The sequence below is a fragment of the Humibacter soli genome (genome assembly GCF_054779035.1).
In genome coordinates, this window is sequence record NZ_BAAGYX010000001.1 from 1,852,453 (window position 1) to 1,872,059 (window position 19,607).

The window sequence follows — 19,607 nt, forward strand, 5'->3', positions numbered from 1 at the left end:
CGGCCGGACCGTGCTCAGCCGGTGATGCGCTGCACGAGCAGGTACTTCTGGATCTTGCCCGTCGTCGTCATCGGCAGCTCCTCGACGGCGAGCACCGTAATACCGCGCGGCACCTTGAACGGTGCGAGGTGGGTCCTGGCGTGCGCGAGCAGCTCGCGCTCGTCGAGCACGACGTCCTCGGTCGGCACGATCCACGCCCAGCCGACCTCGCCGTAGCGGTCGTCGGGGATGCCCGCCACATACGCCTGGCTCACGCCGTCGGCGCCGCTGAGAACGAGTTCCACCTCGACGGGAGCCACCAGCTCGCCGCCCACCTTGAACAGCTCCTTGCTTCGGCCGCTGAGATGAAGGTATCGCTCGTCATCGACGAATCCGAGGTCTCCGGTGCGCAGCCATCCCTCCGCGTCGATGGTTGCGGATGTCTGCTCAGGGTCTCCGATGTAGCCGCGCGTCACCTGTGGCCCGCGCACCACCAGCTCGCCGGGCTCGCCCTGTGGCAGCACATGCCCGTCGAACGGGTCGATCGTGCGGTACTCGGCCAGCCGACCGCCAGGCACGCCCGTGCCTTCAGCCGCTGTTCCGCCCAGCTTCGGGGTGCCCACCACTGTCGCCACCAGCTCGATCGGGTCACCGGGGAGCGTCAGCGCGGTCGCGGCGGAGACCTCGGTTTGGCCGTATCCAGTGAAGATCATCTGCGGGTTCAGGTCGCTCATCACGCGGTTCCACAGCCACACTGGCGCAGGCGCTGCGGCAGAGAAGACGGACTGCAGGCTGGAGAGGTCGTAGTCGCCCTTCACGGCCTGGTCGACGACGGCTACGGTCATGGTCGGAACGAACAGCACCTCGTTGATGTGATGCTGCTCGATCTGCTCGAGGGTGGTGCGGGGGTTGAATACGCGCTGCGGCACGATCGCACCTCCGGCGAACATCGCAGCGAGCATCCCTTCGACGTAGCCGAACACGTGGTAGAGCGGCAGGGCGAAGCCGATGCGCCAGCCGTCGTCGAACGCCCGGTGATACGCGGAGCCGTATGCGCTGCGCAGCAGCATGTCGTGGGTCAGCTCGGCGCCGAGCGCGTGCCCCGTCGTACCCGACGTGAACACGATGTCGGCGACCGAATCGGCGAGGATGCCCGCCGTCAGGGCATCGACCTCCGCGTCATCCTGCTGACGCGACAACCCAGGAACGGTGAGCGCCCCGGACCTCCAGCCCGATTCGGCCAGCACGATCGACCTCAGGAGCGGCACCTCGTCGCTGCGCACCTCGGCCTCCCAGCCGGGGAATCGCTCGTCGAAGACGGCGAGGAAGTCGGTGGCCACAGACCTGTCGACGCTGATCAGCACGCTCGCGCCTGCCTGCTTCAACCGCTGCACGATCTCGTCGCCGCGGTAGGAGTAGTTGAGGGCGACGGCGATCGCACCGATGCGCGCGATCGCGAACTTCACCACCGGGTAGTCGGCACGGTTGTCCATCAGAAGGGCCACGCGATCGCCGGGCTCGACGCCGAGCTCCAGCAGGCCCGTTGCGAGATGCCGAGAGCGCTCTGCGACGTCGGCGTAGGTGAGGGTGGCGGCATCCGTGATCACGTACGGGCGGTCAGGATGCCTCGCAACGGCCTCGTCGAACGCGGTGGCCAAAGAGCGGCGGGTCCACTGTCCGACGGTGCTCTCGAGCGCGGCACGACGACGGGCGATCTCGGGTTCGGAAAGCGTGGTCATGGCGTGAGGCTACCGTTTGGCGCCTCTCCTGAGAACAGGCACGATCGCGCTCGCGTCGCGGGAGAGCGTCAGCCTGCGGCGCGACGACGACGCAGCGCCTCGTCGAGATCGATGTGCTCGCCCTGCACGTCGGCGACGACGCCCATGCGCGTGTACCTGCTCGGCTGGGACGTCCGCTCCCCTGCGGAAGGAGCGGCCGCAGGAAGGGTCGCTGCAGGCGCCGCGGTGGCGGCAGGCAAGGTGGGCACCTGAGACGCCGCGATGCGTGCCGCGCGTTCCTCGAGCTCGGCTCGCACCGCTGCCCGTCGCAGCGCCACCGCCGCGTCGACGGAGGCCATCGCTGCTGCCGCGCGCGACCCGGGCGACTGGTAGAGGGGTTTCGGCAACGGCTGGGGCTTCCAGCTGACATCCCGCTTCGGCTCGACCCGCTCCGGCTCGATGTGCTGAACGTGGTCGAAGAGCTCCGGGTCTGCCTGCACAGCGCGCGGCCGTTCCTGGCGAGCGGACCGATGCGCCACCACCTGTGCCGCGAGTCGGCGCTGCACGCCGAAAGCGCACAGCATCAACACGACGGAGGCCGCCAGCAGCCACCACGATGCAGCCATGACGAGCGAGTAGACGCCGGCGCCGATGCCGACCAGAGCGGCCAGCATGACACCGCTGGTCGCGAGGCGGGTGCGGCGCACGGCTCGCGCGAACGCCCGGTCGCGCTCCTCGCGCGTCAGCACGGGACGCTTCTCGCTCGCAGGCGGCGTCGACGAGACGGCCCGAGCTGCGGCATCCGCCTTCGCACGTGCCTTCTTCAGAACCTTTTGCTGCCGTGCCACCTCGCGGGCCGTCGCCTCGACGTGCACCTCTTCGGGCGCCTCGGCGGTCTCGGCGAGGATGCGCAGCGTCTGCTGCAGTCGCACCGCGTTGCGCTCGGCGTTCAGATAGTCGCGCCGACGCAACCACGTCGGCACCAGGTACGCCAGCCACAGAGCGGCCGCGAGCGCGATGACGACTCCGCCGCTCAGCGTCCCCCCTGTCACAGTGTCCCCCCGGTCATGTGACTACGGTAGGCGGGGTCGGTCGCTTGGCCCGGTCGTGGCCGCCGTGTGTCCCCGATCGCACCGGGCATCCCCAGCGCAGCCTGCGATGGTGCCGTTCGATTCGAGGAGGTCGTCAGCCTCATCGGCCGCGAGGCGTCAGCGGGTGCGCCGCTGCCTCGCGATCGACCTCTGGAACGACGGCGACGCCCTCGGGAACGTCGCCGGACTTCCACCTGCGCAGCACGCCCTGCGGAATCTCCTCGACGACGAGCGCGAAGCAGAAATGGTCGCGCCAGTCACCGTTGATGTGGATGTACCGCCTGCGCAACCCTTCGTACCTGAAGCCGAGCTTCTGCACGACACGCAGCGAAGGCCCGTTCTCGGGACGGATGCAGATCTCCATGCGGTGCAGACCGAGCTGGAAGAAGCAGTAGTCGGTCGCCAACGCGACGCTGGTCGGGGTGACGCCCTTGCCCGCGAACCGCTCGGCCACCCAGTAGCCGATCGTCGCGGAGGCGAGAGACCCGTAGGTGATGGATGACACGTTCAGCTGTCCGGCGAGCTCGCCGTTGTGCTCCATGACGAACGGCAGCCCGTGGCCGGACCTCGCCGAGGCCTGAAGGGACCTGATGCTCGCCCTGGTATCGAACGAGACAGGAGCGTGCGGGCTGGTGGCCTCCCACTGCCGCAGCCACCCGCGGTTGTCGAGCAACTCCTTCTCGAGTGCACGCGAGTCGCGCAGCCTGATCGGTCGGATGCCGACAGCGCCATCGCTGAGAGTCGGTACGTACACGGGTCGCTCGTTCTCGTCTGTCGGTCTCGACGGTCGTGGTGGGCTACTTGCCTACGCCGGGCTCGTCGATGGTCTCGCCCGCATCCGGCTGATCGGCGAGGGTGGAGGCGAACTCGCGGAGCCACGGCCGGAAGTCCGATCCGAGGTCTTCGCGATCCACGGCGAGCTGCACGATCGACTTGAGGTAGTCGAGCCGGTCGCCCGTGTCGTAGCGGCGTCCACGGAAGACCACGCCGTACACGCCGGGGCCGCCCGGCTCGGTCGCGAGCTCCTGCAGGGCATCCGTCAGTTGGATCTCGCCGCCCTTGCCGGGCTCGGTGTGCTCCAGAACGTCGAAGACCTCGGGCTGCAGAACGTAGCGGCCGATGAGCGCGAGGTTCGAGGGGGCATCCTCCACTGAGGGCTTCTCGACGAGGCCGCGAACGCGCACCACGTCTCCCTCTTCCGTGGCCTCGACAGCGGCGGCGCCGTAGAGGTGGATCTGCGACGGCTCGACCTCGAGCAACGCGATGACGGTGGCGCCCTTGGCCTCGGCGACCTCGAGCATGCGGCTCAGCAGAACGTCGCGGCTGTCGATGATGTCGTCGCCGAGTAGCACGGCGAAGGGCTCGTGCCCGACGTGCATGCGACCGCGAAGCACCGCATGGCCGAGGCCCTTGGGGTCGCCCTGCCGCACGTAGTGCACGTCGGCGAGGTCGGTCGAGTACATGACCCTGCGCAGCTTCTCGGTGTCGCCCTTCGCGGCAAGGGTCGACTCGATCTCGGTCGCGCGGTCGAAGTGGTTCTCGAGCGCGTTCTTGTTGCGTCCGGTGATCATGAGCACGTCGCGCAGCCCTGCGCCGACGGCCTCCTCGACCACGTATTGGATGGCCGGCTTGTCGACTACCGGCAACATCTCCTTCGGCATTGCCTTCGTCGCGGGAAGAAACCTGGTGCCGAGACCGGCAACCGGAATGACGGCTTTGGTGATGGCCATCTGCTCAGGGTATCTGGTGCCCGGTCGCCCGGAGCAATCGGAATGAGGAGATGGACCTCGCCCTAGGATGCCTGGTATGGCGTCCGACCCGACCAGCGCGAAGCGCGCGCTGCGAGCCGAGCTGCGGGAGCGCCGCAGGAACGCGACGGTCACCGAGCGGGAACGCGCGACCGTAGGCATCACCGAGAACCTCCGACAACTGGTCGAGCAGTACGGCGCACGCTCGTTGTCGTGCTACCTCTCAGCGCCGAACGAGCCGGACACCCGTCCCTTTCTCAGGTGGGCGTTCGCCGAGGGCATGCGCGTGCTGCTGCCGATCAGCAGGGAAGACGGCCTGCTCGATTGGACCGTGGATGACGGCGAATCCGAGACCGAGGGCATGTACGGATGGCCGGAAGTGGTCGGTGAACTGCTCGGTCCGATCGCGGTGAACGACGTCGATCTCATCGTCGTGCCGGCCGCCGCCGTCGACCTGCGGGGCGTGCGGATGGGCTGGGGCAGGGGCTACTTCGACAAAACCCTGGGCAGCATGGAAAAATGTCCTCCGGTGTATGCCGTCGTGTTCGACGGCGAGGTGCTCGACGAGGTGCCCCGCGAAAGACACGACGAACCCGTGACCGGCGCGGTGACCCCGACCCGCATCATCCGTTTCCGCTAGCGGCACACGCCCGCGGACCGGTCCCCCATACACCGGCGAAGACTTCGAACTGAGAGATGACGATGCCCACTTACTCGTACAAGTGCACCGAATGCGGTCACGCGTTCGACATCCACCAGGCGTTCAGCGACGACGCGCTCACCGCCTGCCCCGAGTGCGGCGGCCCGCTCCGCAAGGTGTTCGGCGCTGTCGGCGTCACGTTCAAGGGCTCCGGCTTCTATCGCACCGACTCGCGCTCCGGCGGATCTCAGTCGGTTCCCTCCGGCAAGAACGAGCCGAGCGGACCGAAGAACGACCAGGCGGCATCCAGCACCAAGACCGAGTCGAAGAGCTCGGGCGAGAAGAAGGCCACCCCGGCCGCACCCGCAGCCTCGAGCGGTTCGAGCAGCAGTTCCAGCTCCGCCGCCTGACGCAGAGGTGGCAAACGCCCGGGATCCCGGGTTCCACGAGATCGAGCCGCGCCTCTCCTACCATCGATGAGTGAGGGGAAGGGACAGCACATGATCAAGGGCTTCAGAGAGTTCATCATGCGCGGCAATGTGATCGATCTTGCCGTCGCCGTCGTGATCGGGGCCGCGTTCACCGCGGTCGTCAACTCGATCGTGAACAACCTCATCAATCCGTTGATCAGCGCGGTGTTCAAGGCCGGCTCTCTCGACAGCGCACTGGTCGTGACGATTCCGACCCTGGGCGGCGGGGAGTCCAAGCTGATGTTCGGCGCCATCGTCGGCGCGGTCATCCAGTTCCTCGCCGTCGCCGTCGTCGTCTACTTCGTCTTCGTCTTCCCCATGAACCACCTGCGCGAGCGCGCGGCGGCACGCAAGGGACTGAACACCGAGCCGGAGGCCGAGCCCGTGCCGGCCGACGTCGAACTGCTCACCCAGATCCGCGACCTGCTCGCCGCGCAGGCCGACGCGTCGCTCGCCTCCCCGGGAGACAACGCCGGCGGCCGTCACGCCGACGGGCCCACCGCATAGAGGTCAGGCTCTCCCGACCCACCTGCTCAGCGACCCCCGCCCCACCTGCTCAGCGACCCCCGCCCCACCTGCTCAGCGACCGCCGCCCCAGTGCGGCGGGATGTCGCGCCTGAGCCGCTCGTCATTGGAGTCCGCACCGTCGCCCCACGCGCGGTCGGTGTCCTCTGATGCCCGCACCGGGGCATCCGCTCCCCCGTCCGGTCCGCCGGTCCTCGAGCGAGGCGCTGTCGACTGCGGGGTCGGGTCGGTGCCGGGCGCGCCGGGGCGCTTCGCGCGTCGTCCCGTCGTGCGTTCGGCCATCCCTCAAGGGTAGCCGCGTGCATAACTCCTGCAGATTGCACGGTGGGCGCCGCGAGAACCGCGGAATCCCGGGAGTGTGCCCGCGCCCGGTCGCGGATTTGCAGGAGTTATGCGCAGGGGCGGGGCGCCCGGGGAGACCGCCGCGCGGGGAGGGGGGCTAGGAGGCCTCGTCGGCCTCGATGGCCCCGAGGAGCTTGCCGATGCGCTGGGCGACGGCTTCCGGGTTGGCGAACAGCTCGAAGCTGTGCACGCGAACGTAGTGCCAGCCGAGGCGGCGCAGCACCTCCGGTCGCAGCCGCAGCGACTCGCGAAGGCTGGCCTGTCCGAGCACCCGGTCCGTCTCGACGACGACGGCCTTGCCTCGGTATGACGCCGCGAGCGGCAGAACACCACGGTGTCCCAGCTGCACCTTGAGTCCCAGCTTCTCCAGCCTGCACGCGAGGTCGACGAGCAGCGGCTCGGAGTCATCGGGAACCTCGTCCGGTCCCGCCTCGATCTCCGCGGCCTCCTCGAGCACCTGAGCAAGGGCCACGATGCCGTGCTTCATGCGCTGGTCGTCGATGTCGTCCGGCCGGAAGCACGAGACGATGTCCATCGCCCGCCGCGCACGCGTGAGGCCGACCGCAAGCAGTCGCTCACCCCCCGGCTCTCCAAGGGCTCCGAAGGTCGACAGCAGTCGCCCATGCGGGGTGCGGCCGTACCCGATGGAGAAGATCACCCGGTCGCGGCTCTGCGCCACCGACTCCTCGAGGGTGACGACCGTGAACGGCTCTGGGCGATCCCCGAGGATGAAGTCTGCGAGCTCCTGCCGCTTCGTGGATGCCGTCAACACGGCATGCTGCACGCGCACGGCGTGCTTCGGGCTCGCCGTCACGACCATGAGTGATTCCCGAGGACGGCTGACCGCGTGCTCGAGCACGAGCTCGACGACCCTGGCCACCTCGGCGTCGACGCTTTCGACGGTGCCGGTGTCGTCGTCGGGCATCCCGTGTCCGCCGCGGACGTAGCTCAGAGAGAGGCTGGTGTGACCGAGGTAGCTGCCTGCCCACGGCAGCGACTCGATCTGTCCACCGTAGAAACGGCGGTTCACGAGCTCCGCGAGATCGTCGCCCACCGACCGGTAGCTGCGGGTGAGTGTGTACACCGGTAGCAGCTCGGAAAGCCTCGCCAGTGCGGACGCCGTGTGCCAGGCATCCACATCGCGCGCCTCGCGCTTGGCCGCCACCTCGTCGGTGTCACGCGGTTCGGCGGCCGCCGACGGATCGGCGACGGCGATGCGGAACGCCGAAGGCGTCTGGGTCACGGGGTCGCCGAACGCGACGACCTGCCGGGCACGCCGCACCGCGCCGATGTTCTCGGCGAGGGTGCAGGCTCCTGCATCGACCAGCACGACGGTGTCGAACGCCATGGCCGACGGCAGGGATGCCACGTCGTAGGGTGAGGCGAGCCACACCGGCGCCAGCACGCGGGCGAGCTGCGGAGCCTTCTCAGTAAGAGTGGTCGGTGTGGCGGATCCGGCGCGCAACAGGCGGCGCAGTCCGTCGGCCTGCTCGGGGTTGTCGGCGAGCGCGATCTTCCACTGCACCGCGAGCTGGGCGGCCATGAGCTGCCCGGAGGCAGAGGCGTGGGCCTGGTCGACGAGCCTGAAGTCGGCCTCGAGACGGTCGAGCACCCTGGTGTTCGCACTGAGCAGGGCACGGTCGTCGCCGAGCAGGATCTCGAGAACCGACTGCCACCACGCGAGTTCCAGTTCGGCTGCGACGTTCTCGCTCGTGACGTGACGTGCCGACAGGTCGGACAGCAGCGGATCGAGCCGCAACTCTCGGAGCCTGGCGAGGAGGGCGGTGCGCTCCTGCAGATTGATCAGCACCTCTGACTCGACGGCGAGTCCGCCGAGCATGCTCGTGAGCTCCTTCAGCGGCAGCACGGTGAGCGACTCGGAGCTGCGGGTGCGGCCGAGGGGCACATCCAGGCTCGCCAAGTCTTCCGACACCTTCTGATACGCGACCTGCACGTCGGCGATGCCGACCGGCACGCGAGGAGGGGCGCCGGCGTCTGCGAATCGCTGCCACAGGGTTCGCTGCTGCTGGATGCGCCGCAACGACTCGTTCAGGTCGGCGACGTGCACCCCCGGTCGCACGTACTCGAGGGCGAGCTTGCGCAGCTTGCGACGCGTAGAGCCCGACATGCTCGGGGTGTCGCGGCGGTTGGAGGTCGCCGTGATGAGTTCGTCGAGCGGACGGTCGAAGACCGCGGGCAGGAACCTGTCGAGAGTCTCGCGCAGGTCGGCGAGCAGCCTCAGGTAGATGCCCAGCTCGGCGATGTTCTCGAACGGACGCAGCCTGGTGCCCTCGATGAGAGTGGTCGCGCGATCGATCAGCCTCGGCACCTCGATCGCGCTCAGCTTCTTCGCGAGTGTGTGCGCGGCGGTCGCCTGTGCGGTCGACGAGAAGTCGGCGCCGTACCAGGGCGAGTCGTTCGGCCCGTACCTGAACTCGCCGAGCGCCGCCGACTTGATCAGGATGTCCGCCGCTTCACCCCTGCCGCCGGCCAGGCGTTCCACGGAAGCACGGTCGAGCCGTGCCCGCGTCTTCGGCGGCGATGGCAGCAGCGCGAGCCTTGCGAGCTCGCCGAGTGCGTCGAGCACGCTGACCTTGAAGGCCGCATCCGGTGCCGTCAGGGCGCCTCGGTAGTCGAGCAGCACCCTGCGCAGGCGTGAGAGTGCGTCATCCACCTCATCGACGTCGGGCTTGGCGCTCTTCTCGTTGCGGGTGATCGAGCGGATCAGATCGCGTCGAACACTTCGGGTCGCGGCGGCCGCACCACCGAGGCCGACCTGGTCGAGCCGATGTGCGATGGCGTCGAGACTCGAGCGCCGTGGGCTCACGACGAGCACTCGCCTGCTCTGCGCGACGAGAGCGCCGATGGCGTTCACGATGGTCTGCGTGGCTCCCGTGCCAGGCAGCGTCTTCACGACGATGGAGTTGCCGTTCGAGATCTGGGCGACGACGCGCTCCTGCTCGGGGTCGGCATCCACGAGCATCGTGTCGATCGACGGGGGACGGTTGTCGACCGGCACCACCTCGGCGGGTGTGAACGCGGCCTCGACCCGGTCCCTCGCCGTCGGGTTGCCCGCGAGGGCGCTGAGCACATCGTGGTCGAAGTCGCCAAGGTCGTCGGTCATGCTGTGTGCGACATCGGCGAAGGATGACACCACGAGCCTCGGCTGAACGGCGAACCATTCGAGGTGACTCGTGAGCCCGCGCAGGCGGTCGATCACCGGCTGCGGCTTGAAGACCCCGCCCACCTCGCTGAGCGCGACGAACGCCTCTGCGTCGAGCTCGATGTGGAACTGCTCGTGCAGCGCACGCTTCAGCTCGGGGTTGAGGAAGGTTCTGCCGCGGAGCTTGAGCTCGAAGTCGCGGCCGTAACGACGGATGGCGACGGGCCGCAGAAGCACGGGGGCGCTGAAGTCATCGGCTCCGTTTCGCCAGCGGGCGAGTCCGACCCCGAGGTGCACGGCGTCGATGCCGCGTACGGCTCGCAGCTCGATGCCCTTTGCGGTGACGGCGCCCGCCGCGGCCTTCGCCGTGCGGAGGGCGATGTCGTCGCGGATCAGGCTGGAGAGAAGCGTGCGGTCGCCGGTGATGAACTGCGGGAGGCCGCCTGGATGCGTGGCGCTCAGCTCGATGCGGGTGCGCGGGGTGTCGACGAAGTGCAGCAGGGGCGACGGTCCGCCGATCGCGGCGACCTCGTCGCGCCATTCGGCCCACGTCGGCTCGGCGATGTTGCCGGGCGTCACGTGAGGATCACCGAGGGTGACGGTGTACGGACCCGTCGCCGTGCGGGGGTCGAGGGCGGAGTCCTCCACCGCTTCCAGCGATGTGAAGTCGACGCTCTGCCGCTTCTCCAGTCTCCGCACACGCAAAACCCTATGCGGCATGGGCGCGGATGCCGGTGAAGCAAGGCCGTTTCAACGGCATCCGGCGGGCAAGTCAAGGGGTAGGGCGGCTCTAAGCCTCGGCGTAGGCTGAGCCGCGAAACTCGAAGGCAGTTCCAAGTGGCAGTTCCAAGCGGCAGTGGGGAGCAACGATGAGCAAGCGTGACGAGGTCGTCGAACTGGGCGGCAACCCGATCAGGACGCTGTACGGCTGGGGCATCAGGAGCGAGCACGCCTATCTGGCAGCGTTCGTCTCGGTGGGCCTGGTGTTCCTGAGCTGGATCATCTCGCGCATCAAGAAGGACGAGCGCGCGCAGTCCGACCGCTGGGGGCTGTTCATCGGCGAGTGGGTCGCCGCGCTGCTGGCTCTCGGGGTCGCGCTCAAGCACGAAGAGAACGACTAGAGCGTTCGGGTCTCCGACTCGGACCCGACCCCCGACCCATCTATTGCGCCATGTGCGCTCTGTTGCGCCACTCCGGCTGGCGCAGTAGAGCGCACGTGGCGCAGTAGCGTGCATGGTGATCGTCTCGAAAGGCTCTCGCATGCCCTCCGTCTCCGCGCACGTCGCCATCACACTCGCCCGTCATCTCGACAACGTCTTCGGCGTGATGGGCAACGGCAACGCCCACTTCATCGACGCCCTCGACCGCGAGACCGACGCGGTGTACTCGGCCGTTCGGCACGAGGCCGGGGCTGTCGTCGCAGCTGACGCCCACTTCCGCGCCTCCGGACGCCTCGCCGCCGCGACCACGACATACGGCGCAGGCTTCACGAACACGCTGACCGCGCTGGCCGAAGCTGTGCAGGCACACGTGCCGCTCATCCTCGTGGTCGGCGACGAGCCCACCTCCGGACCGCGGCCGTGGGATGTCGACCAGATCGCCCTCGCATCCGCGGTCGGTGCGCGCACCTACACGGTCGGACGGACGGATGCCCCATCCACCGCCGTCATCGCCGTCGAGCACGCCCTTGCATACCGGGTGCCGACGGTGCTGGCGATCCCCTACGACGTGGCGCAGCTCGACGCCGGCCCCGTACCCGAGGTGCCGCAGCCGACGCCGCCTGCGCCGCTCGCCCCGATGGGACCGTTCGCCGCGGCAGCCGTGCGCGACCTCGCCGCCGCACTCGCCCACGCCGAGCGGCCCTTCCTGCTCGCCGGCCGAGGGGCATGGCTCTCAGGAGCAGGCGAGGCGCTCGGCTCCCTCGCCGCGGCGACGGGGGCACTGACGGCCGGCACCGCGCTCGGCCGCGGTGTGTTCCCCGACGGGCGATACGACCTCGGCGTGACCGGCGGGTTCGGTGCGGAGGGCGCGATGGAACTGGTGCGTCAGGCCGACGTCGCCGTCGTGTTCGGGGCATCCCTCAACCAGTTCACGATGCGCTTCGGCGATCTGTTCGCGCCGGGCACTCGCGTGGTGCAGGTGGACATGGCTCCGGCCGCGACCCATCCGAACGTCGGCGGGTTCATTCGTGCGGACGCCGCAGTGGTCGCCGGTGAGCTGGTCGCCGAGCTCGCCCGGCTGCGTGCCGAGTCGAGCAGCTGGCGCGAGAGCGTCGACCTCGCAGCAGCGACGGCGCGGGATCGAGGTGAGGGACTGACATCCGACGGCCGGCTCGATCCCCGCTCGGTCGCCGCACGCATCGGCGACCTGCTGCCGGATGACCGGGTCGTCGTCTCCGACGGCGGACACTTCATCGGCTGGGCGAACATGTACTGGCCGGTCGCGTCGCCGGACCGCATGATCATGGTCGGCACCGCATACCAGTCGATCGGCCTCGGCTTCCCGTCTGTCGCCGGCGCTGCGATGGCACGGCCGGAGGCGACCATCGTGCTCACGACGGGCGACGGAGGCGGGCTGATGGCGCTCGCGGACCTCGAGACGGCGGTGCGGGTCGCGGGCGGACACGGGATGGCGGTGGTCTGGAACGACGGCGCCTACGGTGCTGAGGTCAACCTCTACGGGCTCAAGGGGCTCGCGAAGGCGCCGATGCTCATTCCGGAGGTCGACTTCGCCGGGCTCGCGACCGCCGTGGGTGCTGAGGGGATCGTCGTGCGCGACCTGGCCGACCTCGAGCGGTTGGGATCGTGGACACGGGAGGACCGCGCCGAACGCCGCTTCTTACTGCTGGACTGCCGCGTCTCCCCCACCGTGATCGCGCCGTACCAGCAGGAGATCATCCGCGTGAACTCGTAGGGCGAGGGAGCATCGTGCCGTCGAAGAAGGCGGCGAGCTCCGCGGTCGCCGTGAGCGGCAGCACCGCGGAAACGTACTGGTCGGGCCGCACGATGACGACCGCACCGTCGCGGTCGATGCCGCGAGCGTCGAAGATGTCGTCGTCGGTCAGCGCCGAGTAGACCTTCTCGTAGTCCATCAGGTGGAACGGGCCGCCGAAGGGCCGGAACACCTCTGGTGCGTCGAGCACCTCGACGTCACCGTGCGGCTGCTGATAGACGACCTTCACGTCGAAGACGGCGTCGGCGTCGACCCCTTCGGGCGTGAACCGTACGACCGGGGACTCGGGCGATTCGGTGAGCCAGCTCGCCAACGCGGAGACGTCTGATGCGGCATCCTGCCCCGCCCGATCGGCGAAGACGTACAGGCGCCAGCGTCCGTCCGCCGTGGCGTGGTGGCCGAGGTGCACAGGGTTGCCGTCCGCGACACGGGAGACCATCGCGGACTTGAAGCGCTTGCCGATGGGGAATCCCGTCGCAAGGTGCTGATGTGCGTCATCCGCCACGATCATGGATGGCTGGTACTGCGTCATGAAGCCTGCGGGGAACTCCCACGTGCGCACGTAGAAGTCCTCGAGCTCGGTCGCGTCGTCGAGGTCTTCCGGCTTCGTGGCCATGAGCGTCGACCACTCGCGGTCGAAGTCGATGAGGTTCTTTGCGACGACGTGCCGCTCGGCAGAGTACGTCGCTAGAAGTGACTCCGGTGCCATGCCGGAGAGCACATGGCCGAGCTTCCAGCCGATGTTCCAGCCGTCCTGCATCGAGACGTTCATGCCCTGCCCGGCCTTCGCGCTGTGGGTGTGGCAGGCGTCGCCGGCGATGAACACGCGGGGCATCCGCCGGCCGATCAGCTCCACCGGCACGTCGTCGAAGCGGTCGGTGAGACGGTGTCCTACCTCGTAGACGCTGTGCCAGGGCACGTCGCGCACGTCGAGAGAGTAGGGGTGCAGGATCTCGTTCGCCTTGGCGACGATCTGCTCGAGCGTCGTGGCGCGCACGGCTCCGTTGTCGTCGTCGCGCACCTCGCCGAGATCGACGTACATGCGGAACAGGTAGCCGCCCTCGCGAGGGATGAGCAGGATGTTGCCCGCCTCGGACTGGATGGAGCACTTCGTGCGGATGTCGGGGAAATCCGTCACCGCCAGCGTGTCGATGACACCCCACGCGTGGTTCGATCTGCCGCCGAGATGCACGGCACCGATGGCGTCCCGAACGGAGCTGCGGGCACCGTCGCCGCCGACGACATACTTGGCGCGGACGATGCGCTCCGCGCCGACGATGTGGCCATCCTCGCCATCCGTCCGTGCGAGCGTCACCGCCACCGGGTACTCACCTTCGGTGAGCTCGAGGCCGCGGAACTCCCAGCCGTAGTCCGGCCGCATGCGAGTCGGCGCGTTCGCCATGAACTCCGCGAAGTAGTCGAGCACCCGCGCTTGGTTCACGAGCAGGTGGGGGAACTCGCTGATGCCCGTCGGGTCGTCCGGTGCGACTGCCGCACGCACGATGCGGGACGGTTCGGCGGGGTCGGGCTTCCAGAACGCCATCTCGGTGATGCGGTACGCCTCCGCGATGATGCGCTCGGCGAAGCCGAAGGCCTGGAACGTCTCGACGCTGCGCGCCTGGATGCCATCGGCCTGGCCGATCACGAGGCGGCCGGGACGACGGTCGATGATTCTGGTAGCGACAGCGGGGAAGCGCGAGAGCTGCGCGGCAGCGACCATGCCGGCGGGACCTGTGCCGACCACGAGAACGTCCATCGTGTCCGGCAGCTCGGCCGGGCGATCGATCCCGGTGCCTTGCGCGGGCAGCACCCTCGGGTCCCCCGACACGTACCCGTGGTGATGGAACTGCATGGGTGCCTCCTCGCGCCAGGTGCCTCCTCGCTCCTGCCTTTCGATGATATACGATTTGAGATACGATGCCAGGGCGAAGGAGCTCTCGATGACGAATGACGAGCCCAGCGTCGACGACGTCGACCGGGCAGATGCCGACTCCCGCTTCACGGCCCTGCCGACGCGCCCCGGCAAGGTCGTCGCCGTCCATCTGAGCTACGCGTCGCGCGCCGACCAGCGCGGCAGACGCCCGACGGAGCCTTCCTACTTCTTCAAGCCGTCAAGCTCCATCGCAGCTTCGGGAAGCCCCATCGAGCGCCCCTTCGGCACCGAACTGCTCGCCTTCGAGGGCGAGATCGCGCTCGTGATCGGCACAAGCGCCCGCCGGGTGTCGTTGGAGGACGCCTGGGATCACGTGGCGTGGGTGACCGCCGCGGACGACTTCGGGCTCTACGACCTGCGCGCGAACGACAAGGGATCGAACTTGCGCTCCAAGGGCGGCGATGGATATACGCCCATCGGTCCGGGCCTCATCGACGCTCGCACGGTCGATCCGTACGCCCTTCGGCTGCGCACCTGGGTGAACGGACACCTGGTGCAACACGACACCAGCGCAGGGCTGCTGTTCCCGCTCGCCCAGTTCGTCGCAGACCTCTCCCAGCACTTCACCCTCGAGGAGGGCGACGTCATTCTCACCGGGACGCCGGCCGGGTCATCCGTCGTCGTGCCGGGCGACGTCGTCGAGGTCGAAGTGGACGCGCCGGATGTCCAGGGTGCGCCCAGCTCCGGACGACTCGTCAGCACCGTCGTGCAGGGCGAGGACGGCTTCGAGGCCGAGCTCGGCTCGCTGCCCGCTCTGGACGACCGGCAGCGCGAGGATGCCTGGGGGTCACGCCAAGCGGCCGGGCTGCCCGCGGCCGCGCCGGGGATCTCTCCCGAGCTGCGCGACAAGCTCCTGCTCGCGCCGACCGCAGGACTCTCCGGCCAGCTGCGCAAGCACGGGCTGAACAACGTCTCGATCGACGGACTTCGCCCGTTGCGACCGGGGACCAAGCTGGTCGGCCCGGCGAAGACGCTGCGATTCCTGCCGAACCGCGAAGACCTCTTCGCGACACACGGCGGCGGGTACAACGCGCAGAAGCGCACGTTCGACGCGGTGCAGCCAGGTGAGGTGATCGTCATCGAGGCGCGAGGGGACGCGACAGCCGGCACGCTCGGCGACATCCTGGCCATCCGCGCTCAGGCTGCTGGTGCGGCCGGCATCGTGACCGACGGCGCGGTGCGCGACGCCGACGCCGTCGCCGCGGTGGGCATCCCCGTTTTCGCGGCCGGAGCACATCCCGCAGTGCTCGGGCGGCGGCATGTCGCGTGGGACAGCGACCTCGCGATCGCCTGCGGAGGAGCCACGGTGCAACCCGGCGACGTCATCGTCGGCGACTCGGACGGCGTGCTGGTCATCCCGGCCGCAGTCGCGGAGGAGATCGCCGACGCGGCGCTTGCGCAGGAGGAAGAGGATGCCTACATCGCGCAACAGGTCGCGCTCGGTCATCCGATCGATGGGCTGTTCCCGATGAACGCCGTGTGGCGGGCAAGGTTCGAGCACCGCCACAGCACCGGCGACGGCGGGACCGGGACCGAGTCCGGCGGAGCCGCACGATGACCGACACCGCCGCGCCCGCGGAGAGCACCGCACAGACCGAAAGCAAGTCGCAGCGAGCGTACGACCACCTGCACGATCGCATCGCGCAGCACGTGTACTCCCCCGGATACCGCCTCGTGCTCGCCACCATCGCCGAGGAGCTCGACATGAGCGTCGTGCCGGTGAGGGAGGCGATCCGTCGCCTGGAGGCCGAGGGGTACGTCACGTTCGAGCGCAACGTCGGGGCGAGGGTCGCGGTGCCCGACGAGTCCGAATACGTCTTCACCATGCAGACCCTGGGCCTGGTCGAGGGCTCGGCCGTGTCGCTCGCGGCTCCCCTGCTGACCGCCGAGGTGATCGCGGAGGCGCGCGCGGTGAACGATCGACTGCGCGGCATGCTCGACCACTTCGACCCGCACGAGTTCACGCGGCTGAATCACCGATTCCACGCCATCCTGTTCGAGCGGTGCCCCAACCCGCACATCCTCGACCTCGTTCGACGCGGGTGGCGGCGGCTGCCAGACGTGCGCGACTCCACGTTCGCGGTCATCCCCGAGCGAGCAGAGCACTCCGTCGAGGAGCACGACGAGATCGTGCGGCTCATCGACGAGGGCGCACCGGCACTCACGATCGAGCTCGCCGCCAGAGACCACAGATGGCGCACGATGAACGAGTTCGTCGCCGCGAGGCACCACCACGCGGCGGATCCAGGCGAGGAGCGACGATGAGCGACCCCGAGATCCGGGCATCCCGGCACGTTCCCGACGGGCTGCCCGAGCGCATCAGGCACTACATCGACGGTGAGTTCGTCGACTCGGTCGACGGCGGCACGTTCGAGGTTCTCGACCCGGTCTCGAACGAGGCGTATGTCAGGGCTGCTGCCGGAAAGAAGGCGGATGTCGACCTCGCGGTGGCCGCCGCACGCCGGGCATTCACCGAGGGGCCCTGGCCGCGGATGCTCCCCAGGGAGCGCTCAAGGGTGCTGCACCGCGTCGCCGACATCGTCGAGTCGCGCGACGCCCGTCTCGCCGAGCTGGAGACGTTCGACACCGGACTGCCGATCACCCAGGCGCTCGGGCAGGCACGTCGCGCTGCGGAGAACTTCCGCTTCTTCGCCGACCTGATCGTGGCGCAGGCCGACGACGCGTTCAAGGTGCCAGGCAGGCAGCTCAATTACGTGAACCGCAAGCCGATCGGCGTGGCCGGACTGATCACGCCGTGGAACACGCCGTTCATGCTCGAGTCGTGGAAGCTCGGCCCGGCGCTCGCGACCGGCAACACTGTCGTGCTCAAGCCGGCCGAGTTCACGCCGCTCTCGGCATCCCTCTGGGCGGGCATCTTCGAAGAGGCCGGGCTGCCGCAAGGGGTGTTCAGCCTGGTCAATGGCCTGGGTGAGGATGCCGGCGACCCGTTGGTCAAGCATCCGGACGTGCCGCTCATCTCCTTCACCGGCGAGAGCAGCACGGGGCAGCTCATCTTCGCGAACGCCGCCCCCTACCTGAAGGGGCTCTCGATGGAGCTCGGCGGCAAGTCTCCCGCCGTCATCTTCGCGGATGCCGACCTCGACGCCGCCATCGACGCCACGATCTTCGGCGTCTTCTCGCTCAACGGCGAGCGCTGCACAGCAGGCAGCCGCATTCTGGTGGAACGGCCGGTGTACGACGAGTTCGTCGAGCGGTACGCAGCGCAGGCGAAGCGGGTCGTCGTCGGACACCCGAACCAGCCATCGACCGAGGTCGGCGCGCTGGTGCATCCCGAGCACTTCGCGAAGGTGATGGGCTACGTCGAGCTGGGAAAGACCGAGGCGCGGCTGGTCGCCGGCGGAGGCCGGCCTGCCGGGTTCCCGACCGGCAACTTCGTGGCGCCGACCGTGTTCGCGGACGTTCCGCCCACCGCGCGCATCTTCCAGGAGGAGATCTTCGGTCCGGTCGTGGCGATCACGCCGTTCGACACCGACGACGAGGCGCTCGCCCTCGCCAACGGGGTCAAGTACGGCCTCGCGGCATACGTGTGGACCAACGACCTGAAGCGCGCGCACACCTTCGCCCAGGCGATCGAGGCCGGCATGGTGTGGCTGAACTCCAACAACGTGCGCGACCTGCGAACACCGTTCGGCGGGGTCAAGGCGTCCGGCCTCGGGCACGAGGGCGGCTATCGCTCGATCGACTTCTACACTGACCAGCAGGCGGTGCACATCACGCTCGGGCCGACCCCGAACCCCACGTTCGGAAGGGCTCCGGCATCCGGCCGGCCCTCGACAACGGACCAGCCCTCGACATCCGACCAGCCCTCGACATCCGACGAGCAAGGACGCTGAGATGACCCGCCGCACCGACATGACACCGACGTCATCCGGCTTCTTCGTGTCGCAGGAGGCGCCGATCCTTGCCGACGACCCGCTGCCCATACCGACGTCGCCACCCCCGGACATCCTGCGCTGCGCCTCGATGGAGCTCGTCGTCACCGACCTGGCGCGATCGCGGGAGTTCTACGTCGATGTGCTCGGCCTCACGGTGACGGAGGAGGACGAGCGGACCGTCTACCTGCGGCCGCTCGAGGAGTTCATCCACCACAACCTGGTGCTCCGTCAGGGGCCGGTCGCAGCCGTCGCGGCGTTCTCGTATCGCGTGCGAGCTCCGCAGGACCTGGACAGGGCTGTCGCGTTCTACTCGGAGCTCGGATGCCGCGTCGAGCGTCGCCCCGACGGCTACGTGAACGGCGTCGGCGACTCGGTGCGCATCATCGATCCGCTCGGCTTCCCGTACGAGTTCTTCCACGACGTCGAGCACGTCGAACGCCTCGCCTGGCGCTACGACCTCTACACGCCAGGCGCCCTGGTGCGACTCGACCACTTCAACCAGGTCACGCCCGACGTGCCTCGTGCGGTCGGCTACCTGCAGAGCCTCGGGTTCCGCGTGACGGAGGACATCCAGGACGAGGAGGGCATCGTGTACGCGGCATGGATGCGCCGCAAACCGACGGTGCATGACACAGCGCTCACCGGCGGTGACGGCCCGCGGATGCACCACATCGCGTTCTCCACGCACGAGAAGCACAACATCCTCGCCATCTGCGACAAGCTCGGCGCCCTGCGTCGCTCGGACTGCATCGAGCGCGGGCCGGGACGCCACGGGGTGTCGAACGCGTTCTACCTCTACCTGCGCGATCCGGACGGCCACCGGGTCGAGATCTACACGCAGGACTACTACACCGGCGACCCTGACAACCCGGTGGTCACCTGGGACGTGCACGACAACCAGCGCCGCGACTGGTGGGGCAACCCCGTTGTACCGAGCTGGTACACGGATGCCTCGCTCGTGCTCGACCTCGACGGAAATCCGCAGCCCGTCGTCGCGCGCACCGACGCGAGCGAGATGTCCGTCACGGTCGGCGCCGACGGCTTCTCGTACACCCGGCCGGACGAGGGCGCCGAGTACAAGTTGGGCCAGCAACTGTGAAGCCGCCCCGTCGATTGAGGAGCACGCCGAAGGCGCGCGTCCCCCGTGGGT

General features: G+C 68.8%; 16 protein-coding genes. 9 read left to right on the top strand and 7 right to left on the bottom strand.

Features of this window, described 5'->3' with window-relative positions; genetic code table 11:
• Positions 1-14 precede the first annotated feature (14 nt).
• From ACYVDN_RS08645 to galU, 4 genes are all read right to left on the bottom strand, one after another.
• Positions 15-1,718, bottom strand: a complete 1,704-nt coding sequence (locus tag ACYVDN_RS08645; RefSeq protein WP_460570416.1) for a class I adenylate-forming enzyme family protein — start codon at positions 1,716-1,718, stop codon at positions 15-17.
• Positions 1,719-1,786: 68 nt separating this feature from the next.
• The gene (locus ACYVDN_RS08650) at positions 1,787-2,749 is read right to left on the bottom strand and encodes a hypothetical protein (protein ID WP_460570418.1); all 963 of its coding nucleotides are present in this window, start codon (positions 2,747-2,749) and stop codon (positions 1,787-1,789) included.
• A 139-nt stretch (positions 2,750-2,888) separates the two neighbouring features.
• Positions 2,889-3,542, bottom strand: a complete 654-nt coding sequence (locus ACYVDN_RS08655; protein WP_460570420.1) for a GNAT family N-acetyltransferase — start codon at positions 3,540-3,542, stop codon at positions 2,889-2,891.
• A 43-nt stretch (positions 3,543-3,585) separates the two neighbouring features.
• Positions 3,586-4,518 (bottom strand): UTP--glucose-1-phosphate uridylyltransferase, encoded by a 933-nt coding sequence (gene galU, locus ACYVDN_RS08660; RefSeq protein ID WP_460570422.1) that lies wholly within the window; start codon positions 4,516-4,518, stop codon positions 3,586-3,588.
• Positions 4,519-4,594: 76 nt separating this feature from the next.
• On the opposite strand from galU, the gene ACYVDN_RS08665 reads away from it, so the two are divergent.
• The 3 genes from ACYVDN_RS08665 to mscL all read left to right on the top strand — a co-directional run bounded on the left by ACYVDN_RS08665 (position 4,595) and on the right by mscL (position 6,153).
• On the top strand, positions 4,595-5,176 hold the full coding sequence (locus tag ACYVDN_RS08665) for a 5-formyltetrahydrofolate cyclo-ligase (protein ID WP_460570424.1): 582 nt from the start codon (positions 4,595-4,597) through the stop codon (positions 5,174-5,176).
• A gap of 62 nt (positions 5,177-5,238) precedes the next feature.
• On the top strand, positions 5,239-5,586 hold the full coding sequence (locus ACYVDN_RS08670) for an FmdB family zinc ribbon protein (RefSeq protein WP_460572297.1): 348 nt from the start codon (positions 5,239-5,241) through the stop codon (positions 5,584-5,586).
• Between the two features lie 90 nt (positions 5,587-5,676).
• Positions 5,677-6,153, top strand: coding sequence for an MscL family protein (gene mscL, locus ACYVDN_RS08675; protein ID WP_460572299.1), 477 nt, complete (start codon positions 5,677-5,679; stop codon positions 6,151-6,153).
• Positions 6,154-6,225: 72 nt separating this feature from the next.
• On the opposite strand, the gene ACYVDN_RS08680 is transcribed toward mscL, so the two are convergent.
• Both ACYVDN_RS08680 and ACYVDN_RS08685 read right to left on the bottom strand, forming a co-directional pair.
• The gene (locus ACYVDN_RS08680) at positions 6,226-6,453 is read right to left on the bottom strand and encodes a hypothetical protein (RefSeq protein WP_460570426.1); all 228 of its coding nucleotides are present in this window, start codon (positions 6,451-6,453) and stop codon (positions 6,226-6,228) included.
• A 157-nt stretch (positions 6,454-6,610) separates the two neighbouring features.
• Complete coding sequence (locus ACYVDN_RS08685) at positions 6,611-10,375, bottom strand: AAA family ATPase (protein ID WP_460570428.1); 3,765 nt, start codon at positions 10,373-10,375, stop codon at positions 6,611-6,613.
• A 170-nt stretch (positions 10,376-10,545) separates the two neighbouring features.
• Between ACYVDN_RS08685 and ACYVDN_RS08690 the strand changes: the two genes are divergently transcribed.
• Together ACYVDN_RS08690 and ACYVDN_RS08695 are read left to right on the top strand one after the other, a co-directional pair.
• Positions 10,546-10,797: a hypothetical protein gene (locus tag ACYVDN_RS08690; RefSeq protein ID WP_460570430.1), complete on the top strand. Its 252-nt coding sequence runs from the start codon at positions 10,546-10,548 to the stop codon at positions 10,795-10,797.
• Between the two features lie 139 nt (positions 10,798-10,936).
• Positions 10,937-12,589 carry a thiamine pyrophosphate-binding protein gene (locus tag ACYVDN_RS08695; RefSeq protein ID WP_460570432.1) on the top strand — a complete coding sequence of 551 codons (1,653 nt, stop codon included), beginning with the start codon at positions 10,937-10,939 and terminating at the stop codon, positions 12,587-12,589.
• Here ACYVDN_RS08695 and ACYVDN_RS08700 read toward each other — a convergent pair.
• Positions 12,570-14,480: an FAD-binding monooxygenase gene (locus ACYVDN_RS08700; RefSeq protein WP_460570434.1), complete on the bottom strand. Its 1,911-nt coding sequence runs from the start codon at positions 14,478-14,480 to the stop codon at positions 12,570-12,572. The genes ACYVDN_RS08695 and ACYVDN_RS08700 overlap by 20 nt on opposite strands.
• 88 nt (positions 14,481-14,568) lie before the next feature.
• Between ACYVDN_RS08700 and ACYVDN_RS08705 the strand changes: the two genes are divergently transcribed.
• The 4 genes from ACYVDN_RS08705 to hpaD are packed head-to-tail and all read left to right on the top strand — an operon-like array spanning position 14,569 to position 19,556.
• Positions 14,569-16,119: a fumarylacetoacetate hydrolase family protein gene (locus ACYVDN_RS08705; protein WP_460570436.1), complete on the top strand. Its 1,551-nt coding sequence runs from the start codon at positions 14,569-14,571 to the stop codon at positions 16,117-16,119.
• The gene (locus ACYVDN_RS08710) at positions 16,116-16,826 is read left to right on the top strand and encodes a GntR family transcriptional regulator (RefSeq protein ID WP_460570438.1); all 711 of its coding nucleotides are present in this window, start codon (positions 16,116-16,118) and stop codon (positions 16,824-16,826) included. The genes ACYVDN_RS08705 and ACYVDN_RS08710 overlap by 4 nt, the downstream gene beginning before the upstream one ends.
• Entirely contained in the window at positions 16,823-18,415 is a 1,593-nt protein-coding gene (locus tag ACYVDN_RS08715; protein WP_460570440.1) for an aldehyde dehydrogenase, read from the top strand. The genes ACYVDN_RS08710 and ACYVDN_RS08715 overlap by 4 nt, the downstream gene beginning before the upstream one ends.
• Before the next feature lies 1 nt (position 18,416).
• Complete coding sequence (hpaD, locus tag ACYVDN_RS08720) at positions 18,417-19,556, top strand: 3,4-dihydroxyphenylacetate 2,3-dioxygenase (protein ID WP_460570442.1); 1,140 nt, start codon at positions 18,417-18,419, stop codon at positions 19,554-19,556.
• The last annotated feature ends 51 nt before the right edge of the window (positions 19,557-19,607 follow it).

What these genes read in the sequence shown, in the direction of transcription:
- ACYVDN_RS08645 (WP_460570416.1), bottom strand. Translation starts at nt 1,718, where the DNA reads ATGACCACGCTTTCCGAACCCGAGATCGCCCGTCGTCGTGCCGCGCTC.
- galU (WP_460570422.1), bottom strand. Translation starts at nt 4,518, where the DNA reads ATGGCCATCACCAAAGCCGTCATTCCGGTTGCCGGTCTCGGCACCAGG.
- ACYVDN_RS08665 (WP_460570424.1), top strand. Translation starts at nt 4,595, where the DNA reads ATGGCGTCCGACCCGACCAGCGCGAAGCGCGCGCTGCGAGCCGAGCTG.
- ACYVDN_RS08670 (WP_460572297.1), top strand. Translation starts at nt 5,239, where the DNA reads ATGCCCACTTACTCGTACAAGTGCACCGAATGCGGTCACGCGTTCGAC.
- mscL (WP_460572299.1), top strand. Translation starts at nt 5,677, where the DNA reads ATGATCAAGGGCTTCAGAGAGTTCATCATGCGCGGCAATGTGATCGAT.
- ACYVDN_RS08680 (WP_460570426.1), bottom strand. Translation starts at nt 6,453, where the DNA reads ATGGCCGAACGCACGACGGGACGACGCGCGAAGCGCCCCGGCGCGCCC.
- ACYVDN_RS08690 (WP_460570430.1), top strand. Translation starts at nt 10,546, where the DNA reads ATGAGCAAGCGTGACGAGGTCGTCGAACTGGGCGGCAACCCGATCAGG.
- ACYVDN_RS08695 (WP_460570432.1), top strand. Translation starts at nt 10,937, where the DNA reads ATGCCCTCCGTCTCCGCGCACGTCGCCATCACACTCGCCCGTCATCTC.
- ACYVDN_RS08700 (WP_460570434.1), bottom strand. Translation starts at nt 14,480, where the DNA reads ATGCAGTTCCATCACCACGGGTACGTGTCGGGGGACCCGAGGGTGCTG.
- ACYVDN_RS08705 (WP_460570436.1), top strand. Translation starts at nt 14,569, where the DNA reads ATGACGAATGACGAGCCCAGCGTCGACGACGTCGACCGGGCAGATGCC.
- ACYVDN_RS08710 (WP_460570438.1), top strand. Translation starts at nt 16,116, where the DNA reads ATGACCGACACCGCCGCGCCCGCGGAGAGCACCGCACAGACCGAAAGC.
- ACYVDN_RS08715 (WP_460570440.1), top strand. Translation starts at nt 16,823, where the DNA reads ATGAGCGACCCCGAGATCCGGGCATCCCGGCACGTTCCCGACGGGCTG.
- hpaD (WP_460570442.1), top strand. Translation starts at nt 18,417, where the DNA reads ATGACCCGCCGCACCGACATGACACCGACGTCATCCGGCTTCTTCGTG.